At 72.4% G+C, this 17,634-nt stretch carries 12 protein-coding genes and 1 pseudogene; 7 read left to right on the top strand and 6 right to left on the bottom strand.

The genetic code is table 11. The features are described 5' to 3' along the window. Nucleotides 1–13: 13 nt before the first annotated feature. The 3 genes from ccrA to ACZ7L0_RS02395 form a co-directional block, all read right to left on the bottom strand. Complete coding sequence (gene ccrA / locus ACZ7L0_RS02405) at nucleotides 14–1,351, bottom strand: crotonyl-CoA carboxylase/reductase (RefSeq protein WP_471240965.1); 1,338 nt, start codon at nucleotides 1,349–1,351, stop codon at nucleotides 14–16. A 413-nt stretch (nucleotides 1,352–1,764) separates the two neighbouring features. Next, nucleotides 1,765–2,598 (bottom strand): TetR family transcriptional regulator, encoded by an 834-nt coding sequence (locus ACZ7L0_RS02400; protein WP_471240510.1) that lies wholly within the window; start codon nucleotides 2,596–2,598, stop codon nucleotides 1,765–1,767. A 121-nt stretch (nucleotides 2,599–2,719) separates the two neighbouring features. Next, complete coding sequence (locus ACZ7L0_RS02395) at nucleotides 2,720–4,525, bottom strand: 3-hydroxyacyl-CoA dehydrogenase family protein (RefSeq protein ID WP_471240509.1); 1,806 nt, start codon at nucleotides 4,523–4,525, stop codon at nucleotides 2,720–2,722. 364 nt (nucleotides 4,526–4,889) lie between these two features. On the opposite strand from ACZ7L0_RS02395, the gene ACZ7L0_RS02390 reads away from it, so the two are divergent. Further along, complete coding sequence (locus ACZ7L0_RS02390) at nucleotides 4,890–5,465, top strand: adenylosuccinate lyase (RefSeq protein ID WP_471240508.1); 576 nt, start codon at nucleotides 4,890–4,892, stop codon at nucleotides 5,463–5,465. 4 nt (nucleotides 5,466–5,469) lie between these two features. Here ACZ7L0_RS02390 and ACZ7L0_RS02385 read toward each other — a convergent pair whose 3' ends face one another. The 3 genes from ACZ7L0_RS02385 to ACZ7L0_RS02375 form a co-directional block, all read right to left on the bottom strand. After that, on the bottom strand, nucleotides 5,470–5,997 hold the full coding sequence (locus tag ACZ7L0_RS02385) for a GNAT family N-acetyltransferase (protein ID WP_471240507.1): 528 nt from the start codon (nucleotides 5,995–5,997) through the stop codon (nucleotides 5,470–5,472). An 81-nt stretch (nucleotides 5,998–6,078) separates the two neighbouring features. Further along, nucleotides 6,079–7,656, bottom strand: coding sequence for an alpha/beta hydrolase (locus ACZ7L0_RS02380; RefSeq protein WP_471240506.1), 1,578 nt, complete (start codon nucleotides 7,654–7,656; stop codon nucleotides 6,079–6,081). Between the two features lie 135 nt (nucleotides 7,657–7,791). Further along, nucleotides 7,792–8,844: an Rv2578c family radical SAM protein gene (locus ACZ7L0_RS02375; RefSeq protein ID WP_471240505.1), complete on the bottom strand. Its 1,053-nt coding sequence runs from the start codon at nucleotides 8,842–8,844 to the stop codon at nucleotides 7,792–7,794. Between the two features lie 169 nt (nucleotides 8,845–9,013). Between ACZ7L0_RS02375 and ACZ7L0_RS02370 the strand changes: the two genes are divergently transcribed. From ACZ7L0_RS02370 to ACZ7L0_RS02345, 6 genes and pseudogenes are all read left to right on the top strand, one after another. Next, complete coding sequence (locus ACZ7L0_RS02370; RefSeq protein ID WP_471240504.1) at nucleotides 9,014–9,457, top strand: SRPBCC family protein; 444 nt, start codon at nucleotides 9,014–9,016, stop codon at nucleotides 9,455–9,457. Between the two features lie 96 nt (nucleotides 9,458–9,553). Then, nucleotides 9,554–11,944, top strand: coding sequence for an MFS transporter (locus tag ACZ7L0_RS02365; protein WP_471240503.1), 2,391 nt, complete (start codon nucleotides 9,554–9,556; stop codon nucleotides 11,942–11,944). 162 nt (nucleotides 11,945–12,106) lie between these two features. Then, nucleotides 12,107–14,624 (top strand): annotated as a pseudogene (locus tag ACZ7L0_RS02360) (ATP-binding SpoIIE family protein phosphatase). A gap of 77 nt (nucleotides 14,625–14,701) precedes the next feature. Continuing rightward, nucleotides 14,702–15,433: a methyltransferase domain-containing protein gene (locus tag ACZ7L0_RS02355; RefSeq protein ID WP_471240502.1), complete on the top strand. Its 732-nt coding sequence runs from the start codon at nucleotides 14,702–14,704 to the stop codon at nucleotides 15,431–15,433. A 65-nt stretch (nucleotides 15,434–15,498) separates the two neighbouring features. After that, nucleotides 15,499–16,332 (top strand): M55 family metallopeptidase, encoded by an 834-nt coding sequence (locus ACZ7L0_RS02350; protein WP_471240501.1) that lies wholly within the window; start codon nucleotides 15,499–15,501, stop codon nucleotides 16,330–16,332. Continuing rightward, complete coding sequence (locus tag ACZ7L0_RS02345; RefSeq protein WP_471240500.1) at nucleotides 16,325–17,629, top strand: M20/M25/M40 family metallo-hydrolase; 1,305 nt, start codon at nucleotides 16,325–16,327, stop codon at nucleotides 17,627–17,629. The genes ACZ7L0_RS02350 and ACZ7L0_RS02345 overlap by 8 nt, the downstream gene beginning before the upstream one ends. Nucleotides 17,630–17,634: the final 5 nt, after the last annotated feature.

Below are 17,634 nucleotides of genomic sequence, written 5' to 3'. Positions count from 1 at the left end.
GCCTCCGCAGCGCTCAGATGTTCCGGAAGCGGTTGATGGCGTCGATGTGCTTCGCGCGCTTCTCCTCGTCGCGCACGCCCAGACCCTCCTCGGGGGCGAGGCACAGCACGCCGACCTTGCCCTGGTGGAGGTTGCGGTGCACGTCGTACGCGGCCTGGCCGGTCTCCTCCAGGGCGTACACCTTCGACAGCGTCGGGTGGATCTTGCCCTTGGCGATGAGCCGGTTGGCCTCCCAGGCCTCGCGGTAGTTGGCGAAGTGCGAGCCGATGATCCGCTTCAGGGACATCCACAGGTAGCGGTTGTCGTACTCGTGCATGTAGCCCGAGGTCGAGGCGCAGGTGGTGATGGTGCCGCCCTTGCGGGTGACGTACACGGAGGCGCCGAAGGTCTCGCGGCCGGGGTGCTCGAAGACGATGTCGATGTCCTCGCCGCCGGTGAGTTCGCGGATGCGCTTGCCGAAGCGCTTCCACTCCTTCGGGTCCTGGGTGTGCTCGTCCTTCCAGAACTTGTAGCCCTCGGCGTTGCGGTCGATGATCGCCTCGGCGCCCATCGAGCGGCAGATCTCCGCCTTCTGCGGGCTGGAGACGACACAGATCGGGTTGGCGCCGCCGGCCAGCGCGAACTGCGTGGCGTAGGAGCCGAGGCCGCCGCTCGCGCCCCAGATGAGCACGTTGTCGCCCTGCTTCATGCCGGCGCCGTTGCGGGAGACCAGCTGCCGGTAGGCGGTGGAGTTGACCAGGCCCGGAGCGGCGGCCTCCTCCCAGCTGAGGTGGTCCGGCTTGGGCATCAGCTGGTTGGACTTGACCAGCGCGATCTCCGCGAGGCCGCCGAAGTTGGTCTCGAAGCCCCAGATCCGCTGCTCGGGGTCGAGCATCGTGTCGTTGTGGCCGTCGCTCGACTCCAGCTCCACGCTCAGGCAGTGCGCGACGACCTCGTCACCGGGCTTCCAGGCGTTGACGCCGGGGCCGGTGCGCAGGACGACGCCCGCGAGGTCGGAGCCGATGATGTGGTAGGGCAGGTCGTGCCGCTTGGTCAGCTCGGAGAGCTTGCCGTAGCGCTCCAGGAAGCCGAACGTCGACAGCGGCTCGAAGATCGACGTCCACACGGAGTTGTAGTTGACCGAGGAGGCCATGACGGCCACCAGGGCCTCGCCCGGGCCGAGCTCGGGCAGCGCCACCTCGTCCAGGTGGATCGACTTGCGCGGGTCCTTGTCGCGGGTCGCGAGGCCCGCGAACATCTCCGTCTCGTCCTTGTGCACGGTGATCGCGCGGTACGACTCGGGGAGCGGCAGAGCGGCGATGTCGGCGGACGTGGCGTCCTTCGACTGGATCGCGTCCAGGATGTCCTTCACGGTCACGGTGTTGCCTCCGGCGGTGAGCGCCCTGAGGGAGGGGCGCTGAGGGTTACGTCGGTGCTGCTGAGGGTTGAGGGGTGCCGTCGGTTCGGCGGGTGGTGCTTCGGCAGCGCTTTGTGGCGCGGGAGGTGCCTGTGACGCAGGCGTCCGGGCGCGCAGGCCGTCGGCTTGCGGGGACAGCCGGCGAACGATCGGTCGCTGCTCGCCGGCCGCCCGGACATCTTCAACGTATGACACCGCGTGTCACGTGGCAAGGCACTGAGTGCCAGAACTTGCTCTCACCTGAAATCTTTACGTAACACATGAGCGATGATCGATCGAACGGCCCCTGAGATCCGCGCGAAAAGGTGCCCTGACATGCCAAAACGGCCACCCGGGAGGGTGGCCGTCGTCACAGGGCGCGGGCGGGCTCAGCGGTCCTTCAGAGCCTCCTCGATGGTCCGCATGACCTCGTCCAGCGGGGCGTCGGTACGGGCCACGGTCACCAGCACCTCGCCGTGCGCGGAGACCGCCGCCGGGGCCGCCGCCGGCTGCGGCGACGCGGTGCGCCCGGCGCCGATGCCCGTGCCGAAGGTCTTGCGCACGATCGCGAAGGCGTGGTCGAGCTGGGCCTCCACGTCGCCCTGGCCCCCGGCCCTCAGCCAGCGGCGCAGGACGTGGTTGTGGGCGGTGACCACGGCGGAGGCGGCGACCTCGGCGAGCAGCGGGTCGTCGTTGGCGTCGTCGTCGTGCGCGTGCTCGTCGAAGTGGCCGAGGAGGTAGCGGGTGAAGAGGCGCTCGTAGCGGGCCACCGACGCGATCTCCGCCTCGCGCAGGGTGGGCACCTCGCGGGTCAGCTTGTAGCGGGCGACCGAGATCTCCGGCCGGGCCGCGTACATCTTCATGACTTCCTTGATGCCGCGGCACACCGTGTCGAGCGGGTGCTCGTGCGCGGGGGCCGCGTTGAGCACCGCCTCGGCGCGGATCAGCGTGTCGTCGTGGTCGGGGAAGATCGCCTCTTCCTTGGAGCGGAAGTGGCGGAAGAAGGTGCGGCGCGCGACCCCGGCCGCGGCCGCGATCTCGTCGACGGTGGTCGCCTCGTACCCCTTGGTCGCGAACAACTCCATCGCGGCCGCCGCCAGTTCTCGGCGCATCTTGAGCCTCTGGGCGGCGGCACGGCCGCCCGCGGAACTCTCCGGCATGTCGGACGCGGCTGGTGTACGGGAGGACTTGGCGGGCTGGGACATGACCCGAACGTACTGCATCGGCGCAGCTCGATGCGCAGGTCCGGGGTTTCCCCCGCCCGCGAGGGGCGGGGGGCCGCCGGGCCGGGCGGGCGGGTCGGACGCGGCCGGGCCGAGCAGCCCGCCCCAGTCGGCCGGACGCTCAGCGGCGGGCATATTCGCGGAAGCCGCGGCCGGTCTTGCGGCCGAGGCAGCCCGCGGCCACCAGGTGCTCCAGGAGCGGCGCCGGGGCCAGCCCCGGGTCGCGGAACTCGCGGTGCAGCACCTTCTCGATCGCCAGGGAGACGTCGAGCCCGACCACGTCCAGGAGCTCGAAGGGGCCCATCGGGTAGCCGCCGCCGAGCTTCATCGCCGCGTCGATGTCGTCGAGCGACGCGTAGTGCTCCTGCACCATCTTGACCGCGTTGTTGAGGTACGGGAACAGCAGCGCGTTCACGATGAAGCCCGCCCGGTCGCCGCAGTCGACCGCGTGCTTCCTCACCTTGGCGCAGACCTCGCGGACCGTCGCGTGGACGTCGTCCGCCGTCAGCACCGTACGGACCACCTCGACCAGCTTCATCGCCGGCGCCGGGTTGAAGAAGTGCATGCCGATCACGTCCTCGGGACGCGAGGTGGCGCGGGCACAGGCGACGACCGGCAGCGAGGAGGTGGTGGTCGCCAGGACCGCGCCCGGCTTGCAGACCTTGTCCAGCGCCGCGAACAGCTGCCGCTTGACCTCCAGGTCCTCGGCGACCGCCTCGACGGCCAGATCCACCTCGGCGAAGGCGTCGTAGGAGCCCGCCGGGGTGATCCGGTCCAGGGTCTCGGCGGCGGCCTCGGCGGTCAGCCGGCCCTTGTCGACCGAGCGGGCCAGCGACTTGCCGATGCGGGCCTTGGCGACCGCGGCCTTCTCCTCGCTGCGGGCGGCCAGGACGACGTCGTAGCCGGCCTTGGCGAAGACCTCGGCGATGCCGGAGGCCATGGTGCCGGACCCGGCGACGCCCACCGAGCGGACCTCCCGGCCCGCGACCCCGGCGCCGCTGGAGCCGGGCGTCAGGGCGTCCGGCACGACGGTGGCGCTGCCGGGGGCCTCGTACGTGTAGAAGCCGCGGCCCGACTTCCGGCCGGTCAGGCCGGCCTCGCTGAGCTGCTTGAGGATCGGGGCGGGGGCGTGCAGCCGGTCGTGGGACTCGGCGTACATCGCCTCCAGGACGGTCCGCGCGGTGTCGATGCCGATCAGGTCCAGCAGCGCCAGCGGGCCCATCGGCAGGCCGCAGCCGAGCCGCATCGCGGCGTCGATGTCCTCGCGGGAGGCGTACCTCGCCTCGTACATCGCGGCGGCCTGGTTGAGGTAGCCGAACAGCAGCCCGTCCGCGACGAACCCGGGGCGGTCGCCGACCGCGACCGGCTCCTTGCCCAGCTCGATGGCGAGGTCGGTGACCGCGGCGACGGCCTGCGGCGCGGTCAGCACCGAGGAGACCACCTCGACCAGGCGCATCGCCGGGGCGGGGTTGAAGAAGTGCAGGCCAAGGACGCGCTCCGGGCGGGCGGAGTCCGCGGCCAGGCGGGTCACCGACAGGGCGTTGGTGCCGGTCGCGAGGATCGTCTCCGGCCGCACGACGCCGTCGAGTTCGCGGAAGACCTGCTGCTTGATCTCGTACGACTCCGGGGTCACCTCGATGACCAGGTCGGCGTCGGCGGCGGCCCGCAGGTCGGTGGAGGTGCGCACCCGGGCCAGGAGGTCCGCGCGCTGCTGCTCGGTGAGCTTGCCGCGCTGCACGGCACGGGCGGTGGAGGACTCCAGGGCGGCGACGGACTTCGCGGCCTGGGCCTCGCTGATGTCGATGCCGATCACCGTGCGGCCGGCCTTGGCGAGGACCTCGGTGATACCGGTGCCCATGGTGCCGAGGCCGACGACGGCCACGGTGGCGAGCGGGGACAGAGGGCTGTGGGACAGGGGAGTGGCCATCGCGGACTCCAGGAATGAGGGTGACGACGAGAGCGCGCCGGGTGCGCCGAGGGCGCACACCGGGGCGTGGAGGAGTGCGGGTGTTCCGGGCTGCGAGCGCACACGCCCGGTGCCGTCACCGCGGGCGCACATGCCCGGGTACGGCGAAAACCGACCGGCCCTGTCCCGGAGCCGGGTCCTGCTGCGGTACAGACGTACCGAACCGACCAGCGCTCACGACGGCCGCGTCACCAGACCGTCGCGAGCGGATGTGCGAGTGGGTAACTCGCTCACCTGAGCTTAACCGGCGGGTAACGAGCGCGCCAGCCCTCTGAGTTTGTGATGTACGTCCCGATGGGCGCGCGACACCCCTACGCTGGGCCTCGTGGACGAAGAGTTGCGATCGCTCACGGAGCGTCTGCGGCGGGAGGCCGGGGGCTCGGCGGCGTACGAGCGGCTGGCCGCGACCGGCGACCTCGACGAACTGGCGGAGGTGCTGACCGCGCCCGGGCAGCCGCTGTGGGCCAGGGAGCTGGCCGCGTTCCGGCTGGGGGTGGCGGGGGACCGGCGCGCCTTCGAGTCGCTCGTGCTGCTGCTCAACCACCGCGACCCGCCGCGCTGCGCCGCCGCCGCCCACGCGCTGGCCCGCCTCGGCGACCCGCGCACCGCGCGCGCCGCGGCGGCCCTGGCCACCAACGAGCTGCGCGTCGCCTACGCCCTGCAGCCGGTGCGGCTGCTGGTCGAACTGCGCGCCCCCGAGTCCGTGCCCGCGCTGATCACCACCCTGGAGCGGCGGCTGCGCCCGCACGATCCCTACCGCCGGGTCGCCCTCGCCTGCGTGGAGGGCCTCGGCGCGCTCGCGGACACCCGTGCCCGGCGCGTACTGAACGAGGCCCTCGCCCACCCGGCGCTGGCCGAGGCGGCGGTGCACGCACTGGCGCGGATCCCGAAGCCGAGGTGACCCCTCAGCGCACCGGCTCCCTCACGTACCGCACCTCGGGCACGGCGACGCCGTCCACCTCGAAGGGCTCCTCGGCGCCGTCCGCCCGGAAACCCGCCCGCTCGTAGAAGCGCCGGGCGCGCGAGTTCTCCTTCAGCACCCACAGGAACATCCGCGGGTGGACAAAGCACTGCCGTACCGACCTCTCCAGCAGCGCCCTGCCGACCCCGCTCCCGAGGTGCGCGGGATCGACGTAGAGCGCGTACAACTCGGCGTCCGCGGTGCGCCTTTCGCCGTCACGGTACGGGCCGTGCGCCGCCCAGCCGACGATCTGGGCGTCCCGCTCCGCGACCAGGTTCACCACCCCGTCCCTGGCATGCGGGGAGAAACGGGCGCGCCGCCGCTCGGCGTCCTCCGCCACGCTGAGGGCGTCCAGGTACGACTGCGGCACGAGTCCCCGGTAGGCGCTCTGCCAGCCGCGTACGCGTATCCCGGAGACGCGGTCGCAGTCGGCGAGGGTCATCGGTCGGATGTGCGGGGGCCGGTGGTCCATGGCGGCACCTTGAACGGGACCCGGGGGTGGCCCCGCCGGGGGCGGGGCCACCCCCGGCGGGACCGTCGGGCCGTGCCGCGCTCAGTGCCGGAAGCCCAGCAGCCCGTGCAGGCTGGAGCCGCGGGACGGCGCGGACGCCGACTTGGCCGTGCCGGGCCCGGGGTCGGGCAGGGCCCGGCACTCCGCGTCGGCCCCGCCGTGGCCGCGCGGGACCTTGCCGCTGGTCAGGTAGGTCGCCAGGTGCTTGTCCAGGCAGGTGTTGCCGCTCAGGGTGATGCCGTGGTTGCCGCCGCCCCGCTCGACGACCAGGCTGGAGCCGGTGAGGAGGTGATGGACCGTCACTCCGCCCTGGTAGGGGGTGGCCGCGTCGTTCGTCGCCTGGAACAGCAGGGCCGGCGGCAGCTTGCCGTTGGCGACGTTCACCGGGCGCAGGGATTCCTTCGGCCAGAAGGCGCACGGCGCGTTGTACCAGGTGTTGTTCCAGGCCATGAAGGGTGCCCGGTCGTACGCCGCCCAGGTGTCCTTGTGCCACTGCTCCCAGCCGCGGGGCCAGGAGGCGTCCCGGCACTGCACCGAGGTGTAGACGCCGTAGCCGTTGTCGCCCGAGGCGTCGAGGGCGGCGAAGTCCTGGTACGTCTCGAGGAGCGGACCGGTGTCCCGGTCGTTGGTGTAGGCCGCGAACACCTTGGCGAGCTCGGGCCAGTAGCCGTTGTAGTAGCCGGCCGGGATGAAGGTGTCCTCCAGTTCGGAGGCGCCGACCTTGCCGCCCGCGGGCTTCTTCGCCAGCGCCGCCCGCATCGCGTACCACTTGGCCTCGACCTTCTCCGGATCGGTGCCGAGCCGGTAGGCCGAGTCGTGCCGGGCGATCCACGCCATCAGGGCGCGGTGGCGGTCGTTGAAGGCGTGGTCCTGGCGGAGGTTGTCGTCGTACCAGACGCCGGACGGGTCGACGACGGAGTCCAGGACCAGGCGGCGCACCCGCTGCGGGTAGAGCTTGGCGTAGACCGCGCCGAGATAGGTGCCGTACGAGTAGCCGAGGTAGTTGAGCTTCTTCGCGCCGAGGGCCCGCCGCACGGCCTCCATGTCCCGGGCGGCGCTGACGGTGCTGATGTACGGCAGCACGCTCGCGTACTTCTTGCCGCAGGCGGCGGCGAAGGCCTTCACGCGCGTGAGGCCCGCCTCCTCGACCGCGGGCGTGCCGGGGACGGTGTCGGGGCGTACGGGATCGAAGTAGCCGCGCTTGCAGTTCAGCGCGGGGGTGCTCTTGCCGACGCCGCGCGGGTCGAAGCCGATCACGTCGTACTGCGCGGCCACCGCCTTGGGCAGCGTGGACGCGACGAAGCCGGCCAGCGTCAGACCGCTGCCGCCGGGGCCGCCGGGGTTGACCAGCAGCGGGCCCTGGAAGGTCCTGGCGGTGTGCCGGACCCGGGACAGGGCGAGCGTGATCTGCCGGCCGGTGGGTTTCGCGTGGTCGAGCGGCACCTTCAGCGACGCGCACTGCAGCGTCGGATAGTCGGTGGTGGCGCACTTCTTCCAGGCGAGACCGGCGGCCTGGACGGCGGGCGCGGTCTGCGGCGTCGTCGCGTCGGCGGGGACGGCCGTGACCGACCCGGCCACCATGACGGCGGCACCGCACAGCATGGCTGCGCGTGTTCTCAATGGGTCCTCCCGGGACGGAGGGGCGCGGACCGCGAGGGCCGCGGTCCTCGCCGCATCGTCCCGGGAAGCGGATCCGGAAGAACCTGTTCTGCCGATACTTGACCCGATTGCGCCGTGGGATCCCCCCGAACGTGCTCAGATCAGCGTGAGTTGGGTCGGTCCGCACACCTCGTGCCCGGGGTCCGGGGCTTCGGCCGGTTCGGAAGGGCCGACCCGCCGGTGCGCGCCCGCGCGCGTGGGGCCGATGCCGTACTCCTGGGCCAGCTCGTGGACCTGACGGGTGATCCGGCGCTGGTACCACTTCGGCGCGTAGGCGCCCTCCGCGTACAACCGCTCGTAACGGCGCACCAGATGCGGGTGGTGCGCGGCCAGCCAGGCCATGAACCACTCGCGGGCCCCGGGCCGCAGATGCAGCACCAGCGGGGTGACGGAGGTGGCCCCGGCGGCGGCGATGGCCCGTACGGTGGCGCGCAGTTGCGCCGGGTCGTCGCCGAGGAACGGGATCACCGGAGCCATCAGCACCCCGCAGCCGATGCCGTGCTCGCCGAGGGTGCGTACGACGTCCAGGCGGCGCTCGGGCGCGGGCGTGCCCGGCTCCACGGTGCGCCACAGGCCGTGGTCGGTGAAGCCGACGGAGACCGAGATGCCGACGTCCGTGACCTGCGCGGCCCGGGTCAGCAGGTCGAGGTCGCGCAGGATCAGCGTGCCCTTGGTCAGGATCGAGAAGGGGTTCGCGTGGTCGGTGAGGGCGGAGATGATGCCCGGCATGAGGTGGTAGCGGCCCTCGGCCCGCTGGTAGCAGTCGACGTTCGTGCCCATCGCGACGTGCTCGCCCGCCCAGCGGCGGGAGGAGAGCTGGCGGCGCAGCAGCTCGGGCGCGTTGACCTTGACCACGATCTGGGTGTCGAAGCCGATGCCCGTGTCGAGGTCGAGGTAGCTGTGCGTCTTGCGGGCGAAGCAGTACACGCACGCGTGCGTGCAGCCCCGGTAGGGATTGACCGTCCACTCGAACGGCATGCGGGAGGCGCCCGGCACCCGGTTGAGGATCGAGCGGGCCCGGACCTCGTGGAAGGTGATCCCGCGGAACTCGGGTGTGTCGAACGTACGGGTGGTGACCGCGTCCGCGTCGAACAGTGCGGTGTCGGCCCGGCCGTGTTCGGACTCGGCTGTGAGGTTCTCCCAGCGCATCAGGCCTCCTCGGTAGCGCTGGCCCCAGAATAGAACATTCGTTCGCATGATCGTGCGAGACGGTTTCCGACCGCATCGGACACCCCGATTTGGGCGGCCGGGGACCGGGGTGGTTGGCTTGCCTCCCACCCCGAGAAACCCCGAGCACAGCAGGTCCTGGAGGAACGCAATGGCGCAGGTCGAGGCCACTACGGAGCGGGTCGTCGCGGCGGACGCGGAGAAGGTGTTCGACGCCCTCGCCGACTACACCGGCACGCGCGCGAAGCTGCTGCCCGAGCACTTCAGCGAGTACGAGGTGCGCGAGGGCGGCGACGGCGAGGGCACCCTCGTCCACTGGAAGCTCCAGGCCACCAGCAAGCGCGTGCGCGACTGCCTCCTGGAGGTCAGCGAGCCCACCGACGGCGAACTGGTCGAGAAGGACCGCAACTCCTCGATGGTCACCACCTGGCGCGTCACCCCGGCCGGCGAGGGCAGCTCCCGGGTCGTCGTCACCACCACCTGGAAGGGCGCCGGCGGCATCGGCGGCTTCTTCGAGCGGACCTTCGCCCCCAAGGGTCTCGCCCGGATCTACGACGCCGTCCTCGCCAAACTCGCCGCCGAGGTCGAGAAGTAGCTCCGCCCAAGGCCGTAACTCGTCGCACTTGCTCGCAGTTGTCGCATTAGGTGGTTACGCGGCAATTGATCGGCAGTGCGACGAGGGGAGCGACAGGTGGGCGGGACGACTCTGGTGCAGGACGAGCCGGCCCGGGCGGCCGGCCGACCGCCCGCCCCGCCGCCCGCACCGGCCGCCGGACCGAGCCCGCGCCGGGTCCGGCTGGTCTTCGCCGCGCTGATGCTCGCGCTGCTCCTCGCCGCCCTGGAGCAGATGATCGTCGCCACCGCGCTGCCCCGGATCGTCGGCGAACTGCACGGCGTGGACCGGATGTCCTGGGCGATCACCGCCTACCTGCTCACCTCCACCGTGGGCCTGCCCGTCTACGGCAAGCTCGGCGACCTCCTCGGCCGCAAGGGCGTCTTCCAGTTCGCCATCCTCGTCTTCGTCGCCGGCTCCGCGCTCGCCGGGCGGGCGCAGACCATGGACCAGCTGATCGCCTTCCGCGCGGTGCAGGGCGTCGGCGCGGGCGGGCTCATGACCGGGGTGCAGGCGATCATCGCCGACATCGTGCCGCCCCGCCGGCGCGGCCGCTACCTCGGCCTGATCGGCGCCGCCTTCGGCCTCGCCTCCGTCGCCGGACCGCTCCTCGGCGGCTACTTCACCGACCACCTCTCCTGGCGGTGGTGCTTCTACGTCAACGTGCCCTTCGGCCTGATCACGCTGGCCGTCGTCACGGCCGTGCTGAAGCTCCCCAAGCCGCCCGCCCGGGGCCGTTTCGACGTACTCGGCACGGTGCTGCTCACGGCGGCCTCCACCTGCCTGGTGCTGCTGACCAGCTGGGGCGGCACCGAGTACGCCTGGGACTCGCGCGAGATCCTCGGCCTCGGCGCGGGCGCGCTGGCCGCGACCGTCCTCTTCCTGGTCGTCGAGCACTTCGCCGTCGAACCCCTCATCCCGCTCAGGCTGTTCAGGGACTCCGTCTTCACCGTGACCGGCCTGGTGGGCCTGGTGACCGGCGTCGCCCTGTTCGGCGCCGCGAGTTACCTGCCGACCTACCTGCAGATGGTCGACGGCGCCTCCGCCACCGAGTCAGGACTGCTCATGCTGCCCATGACGGGCGGCATCGTCGGCGCCTCCGTCCTGGCCGGGCAGCTCATCACCCACACCGGCCGCTACAAGGCGTTCCCCGTGCTCGGCGGCGCCCTCTCCGTGGCCGGCATGTGGCTGCTGTCCCGGCTGGAGGCCGACACGCCCCGGCTGCACCACGGCATCTGGATGGCCGTCCTCGGCGCCGGCATCGGCATGGTGATGCCCGTCCTCGTCCTCGCCGTGCAGAACTCCGTGCACCCCGCCGACCTCGGCACCGCCACCAGTGCGGGCAACTACTTCCGGCAGATCGGCGGCAGCGTCGGCGCCGCCGTCTTCGGCACCCTCTTCACCGCCCGGCTCACCGACGCCCTGCACGACCGCCTCCCCCCGCACACCGGCGCCCGCCTCCCCGACCCCGAGGCGCTCACCCCGCACCTGGTGCACGCGCTGCCGCCCGCGCTGCGCGACGCCTGCGTCCGCGCCTACGCCGACGCGATGCCCCGGATCTTCCTCTACCTCGTCCCGGTGCTCGTCATCGGCCTGCTCCTCGCCTTCTTCCTCAAGGAGAAACCACTGGTGTCCCACAACGCCCCCGTAGCCGACCAGGAGACCGCGCCGGTGAACGCCCCGATCCCGCAGGCCCGTTCGCCGTACGCCTCCGGAGTCCCCGTCTGCGGCACGGTGCAGCACTCCGACGGGACCGTGGTGCCCCGCGCGGCACTCACCCTCATCGACATCGCCGGGCAGCAGGTCGGACGGGGCGCCAGCGGCGAGGACGGGCGGTACGCGCTGTCCACGCCCGGCTCGGGATCGTACGTACTGATCGCCGCCGCGGGCGGCCACCAGCCGCAGGCCGTCTCCGTGACCGTCGGCGAACGCCCCGTCGAACTCGACGTCGTCCTCGGCGGCGCCGGACGCCTCGCGGGCAGCGTGGTCACCGCCGACGGCACCCCCGTACGGGACGCCACCGTCACCCTCACCAACGTGCACGGCGAGGTCGTCGCCAGCACCCGCAGCGGCCGCGAGGGCGGCTACGCCATCACCGAACTGGTCGCCGGCGAGTACACCCTCGCCGCCAGCGCGCCCGCGTTCCGCCCCGCCGCGCTCCCGGTCAGCGTCCAGGCCTCCCGGGAGACCCGCCAGGACGTCGAACTCGCCGGCGGCGCCGTGCTGCGCGGCACCGTCCGGGCCGGCGGGGGACGGCCCGTGGAGGACGCCCGCGTCACCCTGCTCGACGCCGCCGGGAACGTCGTCGACACGCTCACCACCGGGAGCGAGGGAACCTTCCGGTTCGTCGACCTCTCCTCCGGCGAGTACACCGTCATCGCGGCCGGCTACCCGCCCGTGGCCACCGTGCTCCAGGTCGCCGGGGGCGGCAGGACGGAACGGGACCTCCAACTGGGGCACGAAGACTAGCCCTTGAACGTGCGCCGCGGGGCCGGGTACGGGAATTCATCGATTGCCGCACACACGACGTGTCGCGCCCGTACCGTGGAGTAGGCGGCACAGATCATGACGTGGCTCGTGCGGTGCCGACGGGGAGCCCGCGCGTTTCGAGGGGGAGGAAGGGTCGGGGCCATGGACCATGGCACGGAAATGGGCGAAGACCCCGGGGACGGCGCCGCGCCGCCACGGCATGCCGGGGCCGGCCGGATTCCGCTCGCCGTGGTCATCGTCGACCGCGACGGCCTGGTCTCCCACTGGAGCACGGGCGCGCGACGGCTGTTCGGCGTGGCCCGGGAGGACGCCGTGGGCCACTCCGCCGCCGACCTGCTGCCGGTCTCCGGCGCCCTGCCCGACACCCTCGACACCGAACCGCTGCTCGACGCCTACGAGGCGTACGACGCACTGGGCCCCGACCTGGAGTCCTCCCTCGGCGGCCGCACCGCCTACCCGACGGCGGGCCGGGCCCGGATCTCCGGGCGCCACGGCGAAGGGCCCGGACAGACCGGACCCGGATCCGAACGCATCGACGTCCTGTGGTGGGCCTACCCGCTCGTCGGCCCCGGGCCCGCACGGCTCCTGGTGCTCGCCGCCGACGCCACGCGGCTGCGCGACGAGCGCGGCCACGACGAGGAGGCCGCCGAGCGCATCTCGCCCGGCTTCGCCCGCCACACCGAACTCCCCGCCTCCGACGACCTCGCTTGCCGGCTGCCCGAGATCCTGCCCAACATGGGGCCCGGCCTGAGCGGCCGCGTCGTCTCCCAGATCCTCGAACTCGGCTATCCCGTCCTGGAGTTCAGCCAGTACGACCGGGTGCCCGTGACGCCCGACTGGGGCGTGCCGCGCCGCGCGGGACGCCACCCCCTCGAAGCCGCCCCGCAGCGGCACACGGTGGCCGTCGTCCCCGCCGGCGCCGAACACGACCTGGAGTACGCGGCCGTCCGCGAGCGGCTGGAGTTCCTCAACGAGGTCAGCTCCGGCATCGGCTCCTCCCTCGACCTCGGCGAGACCATCCGCGAGGTCACCAGCGCCGCCGTGCCCCGCTTCGCCGACTTCGCCGGCACCCATCTGCGCGCCGCGGTCCTCGCGGGCGAGGGGTTCCCCGACGGCCCGCCGGACGCGAGCACCGTGATGCACCGCGTCTGGGTCGAACACAACGACGAACCGGGCCGCTGGGACGACACCGTGCCGGTCGGCGAGGCCTTCGCCTTCCCCGAACACACCCCGTTCTACAAGTGCATGGTCAGGGGAGAGCCGGTCCTCATCCCGAGGGTCACCGAGGAACTGTCCGACCGCATCTCCGGCGAGTTCGAGAAACGCGACCTCAGGCCCCTCATCACCGGCCGCTCCCTGCTGATCGTCCCGCTCAAGGCACGCAACGTCGTCCTGGGCTTCATGGTGCTGATGCGCCGTCCGGACCGGCAGCAGTTCGACGACATGGACCGCACCACGGGCGCCGAACTCGCCGCCCGCGCAGGCCTCGTACTCGACAACGCCCGCATGTACACCTACCAGGAGAACGTCGCCGACACCCTCCAGGACAGCATGCTGCCGCAGGTGGCCCCGCGCACCGCCGGCTGCGACGTCGCCACCCGCTACCTGCCCGGCACCCGGCTCGGCCGGATCGGCGGCGACTGGTTCGACACCATCAAACTGCCCGGCTCGCGCACCGCGCTGGTGGTCGGCGACGTCATGGGCCACGGCCTCAACTCGGCCGCCATGATGGGCCAGTTGCGGACCGCTGTACAGACCATGGCCGCCATGGAGACCCCGCCCGCCCAACTGCTGCGCAACCTCGACGACCTGGCCCGCCGACTCGGCGAGAACTACCTCGCCACCTGCCTGTACGCGGTGTACGACCCGATCCGCGGCGAACTGCAGCTCTCCAACGCCGGCCACATCCCGCCCGTCCTGGTGCGCGCCGAGGACGGCAGCAGCGAGCTGCTCGACCTGCCCACCGGCGCCCCCGTCGGCGTGGGCGGCGTCCCCTTCGAGGCCGCCGTCGTCCGCGTCCGGCCCGGCGACCGGCTGGTGCTGTGCACGGACGGGCTGGTCGAGGTACGCGGCGCCGACATCGGCGAGGGCCTCGCCCGCCGACATCGGCGAGGGCCTCGCCGCGCTCTGCGAGTCCGCCGCGCACCCCGCGGCCTCCATGGACGCGGCCTGCGACACCATCATCCGGGCCCTCAACACCCGCGGCGGACGCAAGGACGACGTCGCCCTGCTCATGGCCCGCCTCAACGGCGTCCCCGCCGACCACGTCGCCCAGTGGCAGCTCGCCCGCGACCCGCGCGAAGTGGCCCGCGCCCGGCGGCTGGTGCGCGCCCAACTGCTCCAGTGGGACCTCCCCGACGCGGTGGACACCGCGGAACTGCTGGTCAGCGAGGTCGTCACCAACGCCGTACGGCACGGGGACGGCGACCGGATCGGACTGCGGCTGGTCCGCACCGACGCACTGCTGTGCGAGGTCACCGACGACGAACCGGCCCTGCCCGCCCTGCTCAGCGCGGGCACCTACGACGAGTCGGGCCGCGGCCTGCGCGTCGTCAGCCGCCTGGCCGGCGAATGGGGCGCCAGCGCCGCCGGGCACCGCAAGACGGTCTGGTTCGAGCAGGCCCTCACCCCTCGGCGCAGAGGCTCGAACATCAGGTGAAAGGTGGACTCCCACCCCTTGCCCGGCATCCCGTGAACGCGATACTTCGGTCACGGCACCGACCCTGGGGAGTTCACATGAAGGTCTCGGAGAACTACCGCGACAACTGGGAGAGTTACTGGCGGCAGACGTCCGACGCACGGGGCGAGGCGATCTGGGACGCCGATCCGTCCCTGACCTCGGCGCCGCACAGCGAACTGCTCCTGCCCTACGCGGACACCACCCGCCCCATAGTCGACCTCGGCTGCGGCAACGGCACCCAGACGCGGTACCTCGCCACCCGGTTCGCGCGCGCCGTCGGCGTCGACCTCTCGCACGCCGCCATCGCACACGCCCGCCGCGCCGCCGACGGCGACACCGTCGAGTTCCAGCAACTCGACCTGACCGACACCGAGGCCGTGCGCGCCCTGCACGCCCGCACCGGCGACAGCAACGTGTACATGCGGGCCGTCATCCATCAGAGCGAGCCGGCGGCGCGCCCCCTGGTGGCCGGCGCGGTCGCCGAGCTCATCGGCTCCGAGGGGCGGGCCTTCGTCGTCGAACTGACCTCCGGCTCCCGGCAGGTGCTGCGCCGCGCCGCCGCCGGCCCCGACGGGCCGCCGCCCAAGCTGCGCCGGGTCTTCGAGCACGGGCTCAAGCCCGCCGACGCGGAGGACGAGGAGATCCCCCAGCTGCTGCGCAAGGCCGGGCTCGAGATCCTCGCCAGCGGCGAGACGACCCTGCCGCAGACCGAGCACATGGCGGACGGCACCCTCATCGACCTCCCCGCACGCTGGTTCGTCCTGGCCGGCGACGGCGCGGCCGGCTGAGCGCGGGCCGACGGGGCGTACGGGATCCTGGCCGGAGGGGTTCCCACCGCGTAGCGTGACGTCGTATGAAGATCCTCATCAGTGCGGACATGGAGGGCGCCACGGGGGTCACCTGGCCGGCCGACGTGCTGCCCGGGACGCCGCAGTGGGAGCGCTGCCGCGCGATGTTCACCTCGGACGTGAACGCCGCCGTGCTCGGCTTCTTCGACGGCGGCGCCGACGACGTGCTCGTCAACGAGGCCCACTGGACCATGCGCAACCTGCTTCTCGAACAGATGGACGAGCGGGTGCGGATGCTCACCGGGCGGCACAAGTCGCTGAGCATGGTGGAGGGCGTGCAGCACGGCGACGTCGACGGCATCGCGTTCGTCGGCTACCACGCCGGCGCCGGCATGGAGGGCGTCCTCGCCCACACCTACCTGGCCAACTCCGTCACCGGGGTGTGGCTGAACGGCGTACGGGCCAGCGAGGGCCTGCTCAACGCCCACGTCGTCGCCGAGTTCGGCGTACCCGTCGTCCTCGTCACCGGCGACGACGTGGCCTGCGAGGACGCGCTCGGGTACGCGCCGGAGGCGCTCAAGGTCGCGGTCAAGGACCATGTGTCGCGGTACGCGGCCGTGTGCCGCACTCCGGCCAGGACCGCCGCCGACATCCGCGCCGCGGCGAAACAGGCGACCGAGTTGGCGGTTCGTCAAAACCCTGTCGTCGCAGGGCCCTTCACCCTCACTCTGGAGTTCGACGCCGAACACCTCGCCCAGGCCGCGACCGTCGTGCCGGGCGTGGACCGGATCGGGGAGCGGAAGGTGGCGTACACCAGCGACACCATGTACGAGGGGATCCGTACCTTCAAGGCGGTCACCACGATCGTCTCGGCCGCGGTGGAGGAGCAGTATGGCTGACGAGCGGGCGCTGGACGAGGTCGTCCGGTTCACCTCCGACCTGATCCGGATCGACACCACCAACCGGGGCGGCGGCGACTGCCGGGAACGCCCGGCCGCCGAGTACGCCGCCGAGCGGCTCGCCGGGGCGGGACTCGAACCCGTGCTGCTGGAGCGCGCGCCCGGGCGGACCAACGTCGTCGCCCGGATCGAGGGCACCGACCCGTCCGCCGACGCGCTGCTCCTGCACGGTCACCTCGACGTGGTGCCCGCCGAGGCCCGCGACTGGAGCGTCCACCCCTTCTCCGGCGAGATCCGCGACGGCGTCGTGTGGGGGCGCGGGGCCGTCGACATGAAGAACATGGACGCGATGATCCTCGCCGTGGTGCGCTCCTGGGCCCGGGAGGGTGTGCGGCCCCGGCGGGACATCGTGGTGGCCTTCACCGCCGACGAGGAGGCCAGCGCCGAGGACGGCTCCGGCTTCCTCGCCGAACGGCACCCGGGGCTGTTCGAGGGGTGCACGGAGGGCGTCGGCGAGTCGGGGGCGTTCACCTTCCACGACGGCGCAGGGCGGCAGCTGTACCCCATCGCCGCCGGCGAACGCGGCACCGCCTGGCTGAAGCTCACCGCGCGCGGACGGGCCGGACACGGCTCCAAGGTCAACGCGGAGAACGCGGTGACCCGGCTGGCCGGCGCCGTCACCCGGATCGGCGAGCACGAGTGGCCGCTGAGGCTGACCCCGACCGTGAGCGCTGCCCTCACCGAACTCGCCGCCCTGTACGGCATCGAGGCGAACCTGAGAGAGGTGGACCGGCTGCTGGAGAAGCTCGGGCCGGCCGCGAAACTCGTCGAGGCCACCGTCCGCAACAGCGCCAACCCGACGGTGCTGCAGGCCGGTTACAAGGTCAACGTGATTCCGGGGGAGGCGGTCGCCTACGTGGACGGCCGGTTCCTGCCCGGCGCCGAGGAGGAGTTCCGCGCCACCCTCGACCGGCTGACCGGGCCGGACGTGGACTGGGAGTTCCACCACCGCTCGGTGGCCCTCCAGGCGCCGGTGGACTCGCCCACGTACGCCCGGATGCGGGCCGCCGTCGAGGAGTTCGCCCCCGAGGGGCACGTGGTGCCGTACTGCATGTCCGGCGGCACGGACGCCAAGCAGTTCTCCCGCCTCGGCATCACCGGCTACGGGTTCGCGCCGCTGAAGCTCCCGGACGGGCTGGACTACCAGGCGCTCTTCCACGGTGTCGACGAGCGGGTCCCCGTCGAGGCGCTCCACTTCGGCGTCCATGTCCTCGACCGCTTCCTGCGGTCGGCCTAGGAGGT

The sequence above is a fragment of the Streptomyces sp. NPDC039424 genome, assembly GCF_055639495.1.
This window is presented reverse-complemented; position numbering and strand designations above follow the sequence as displayed.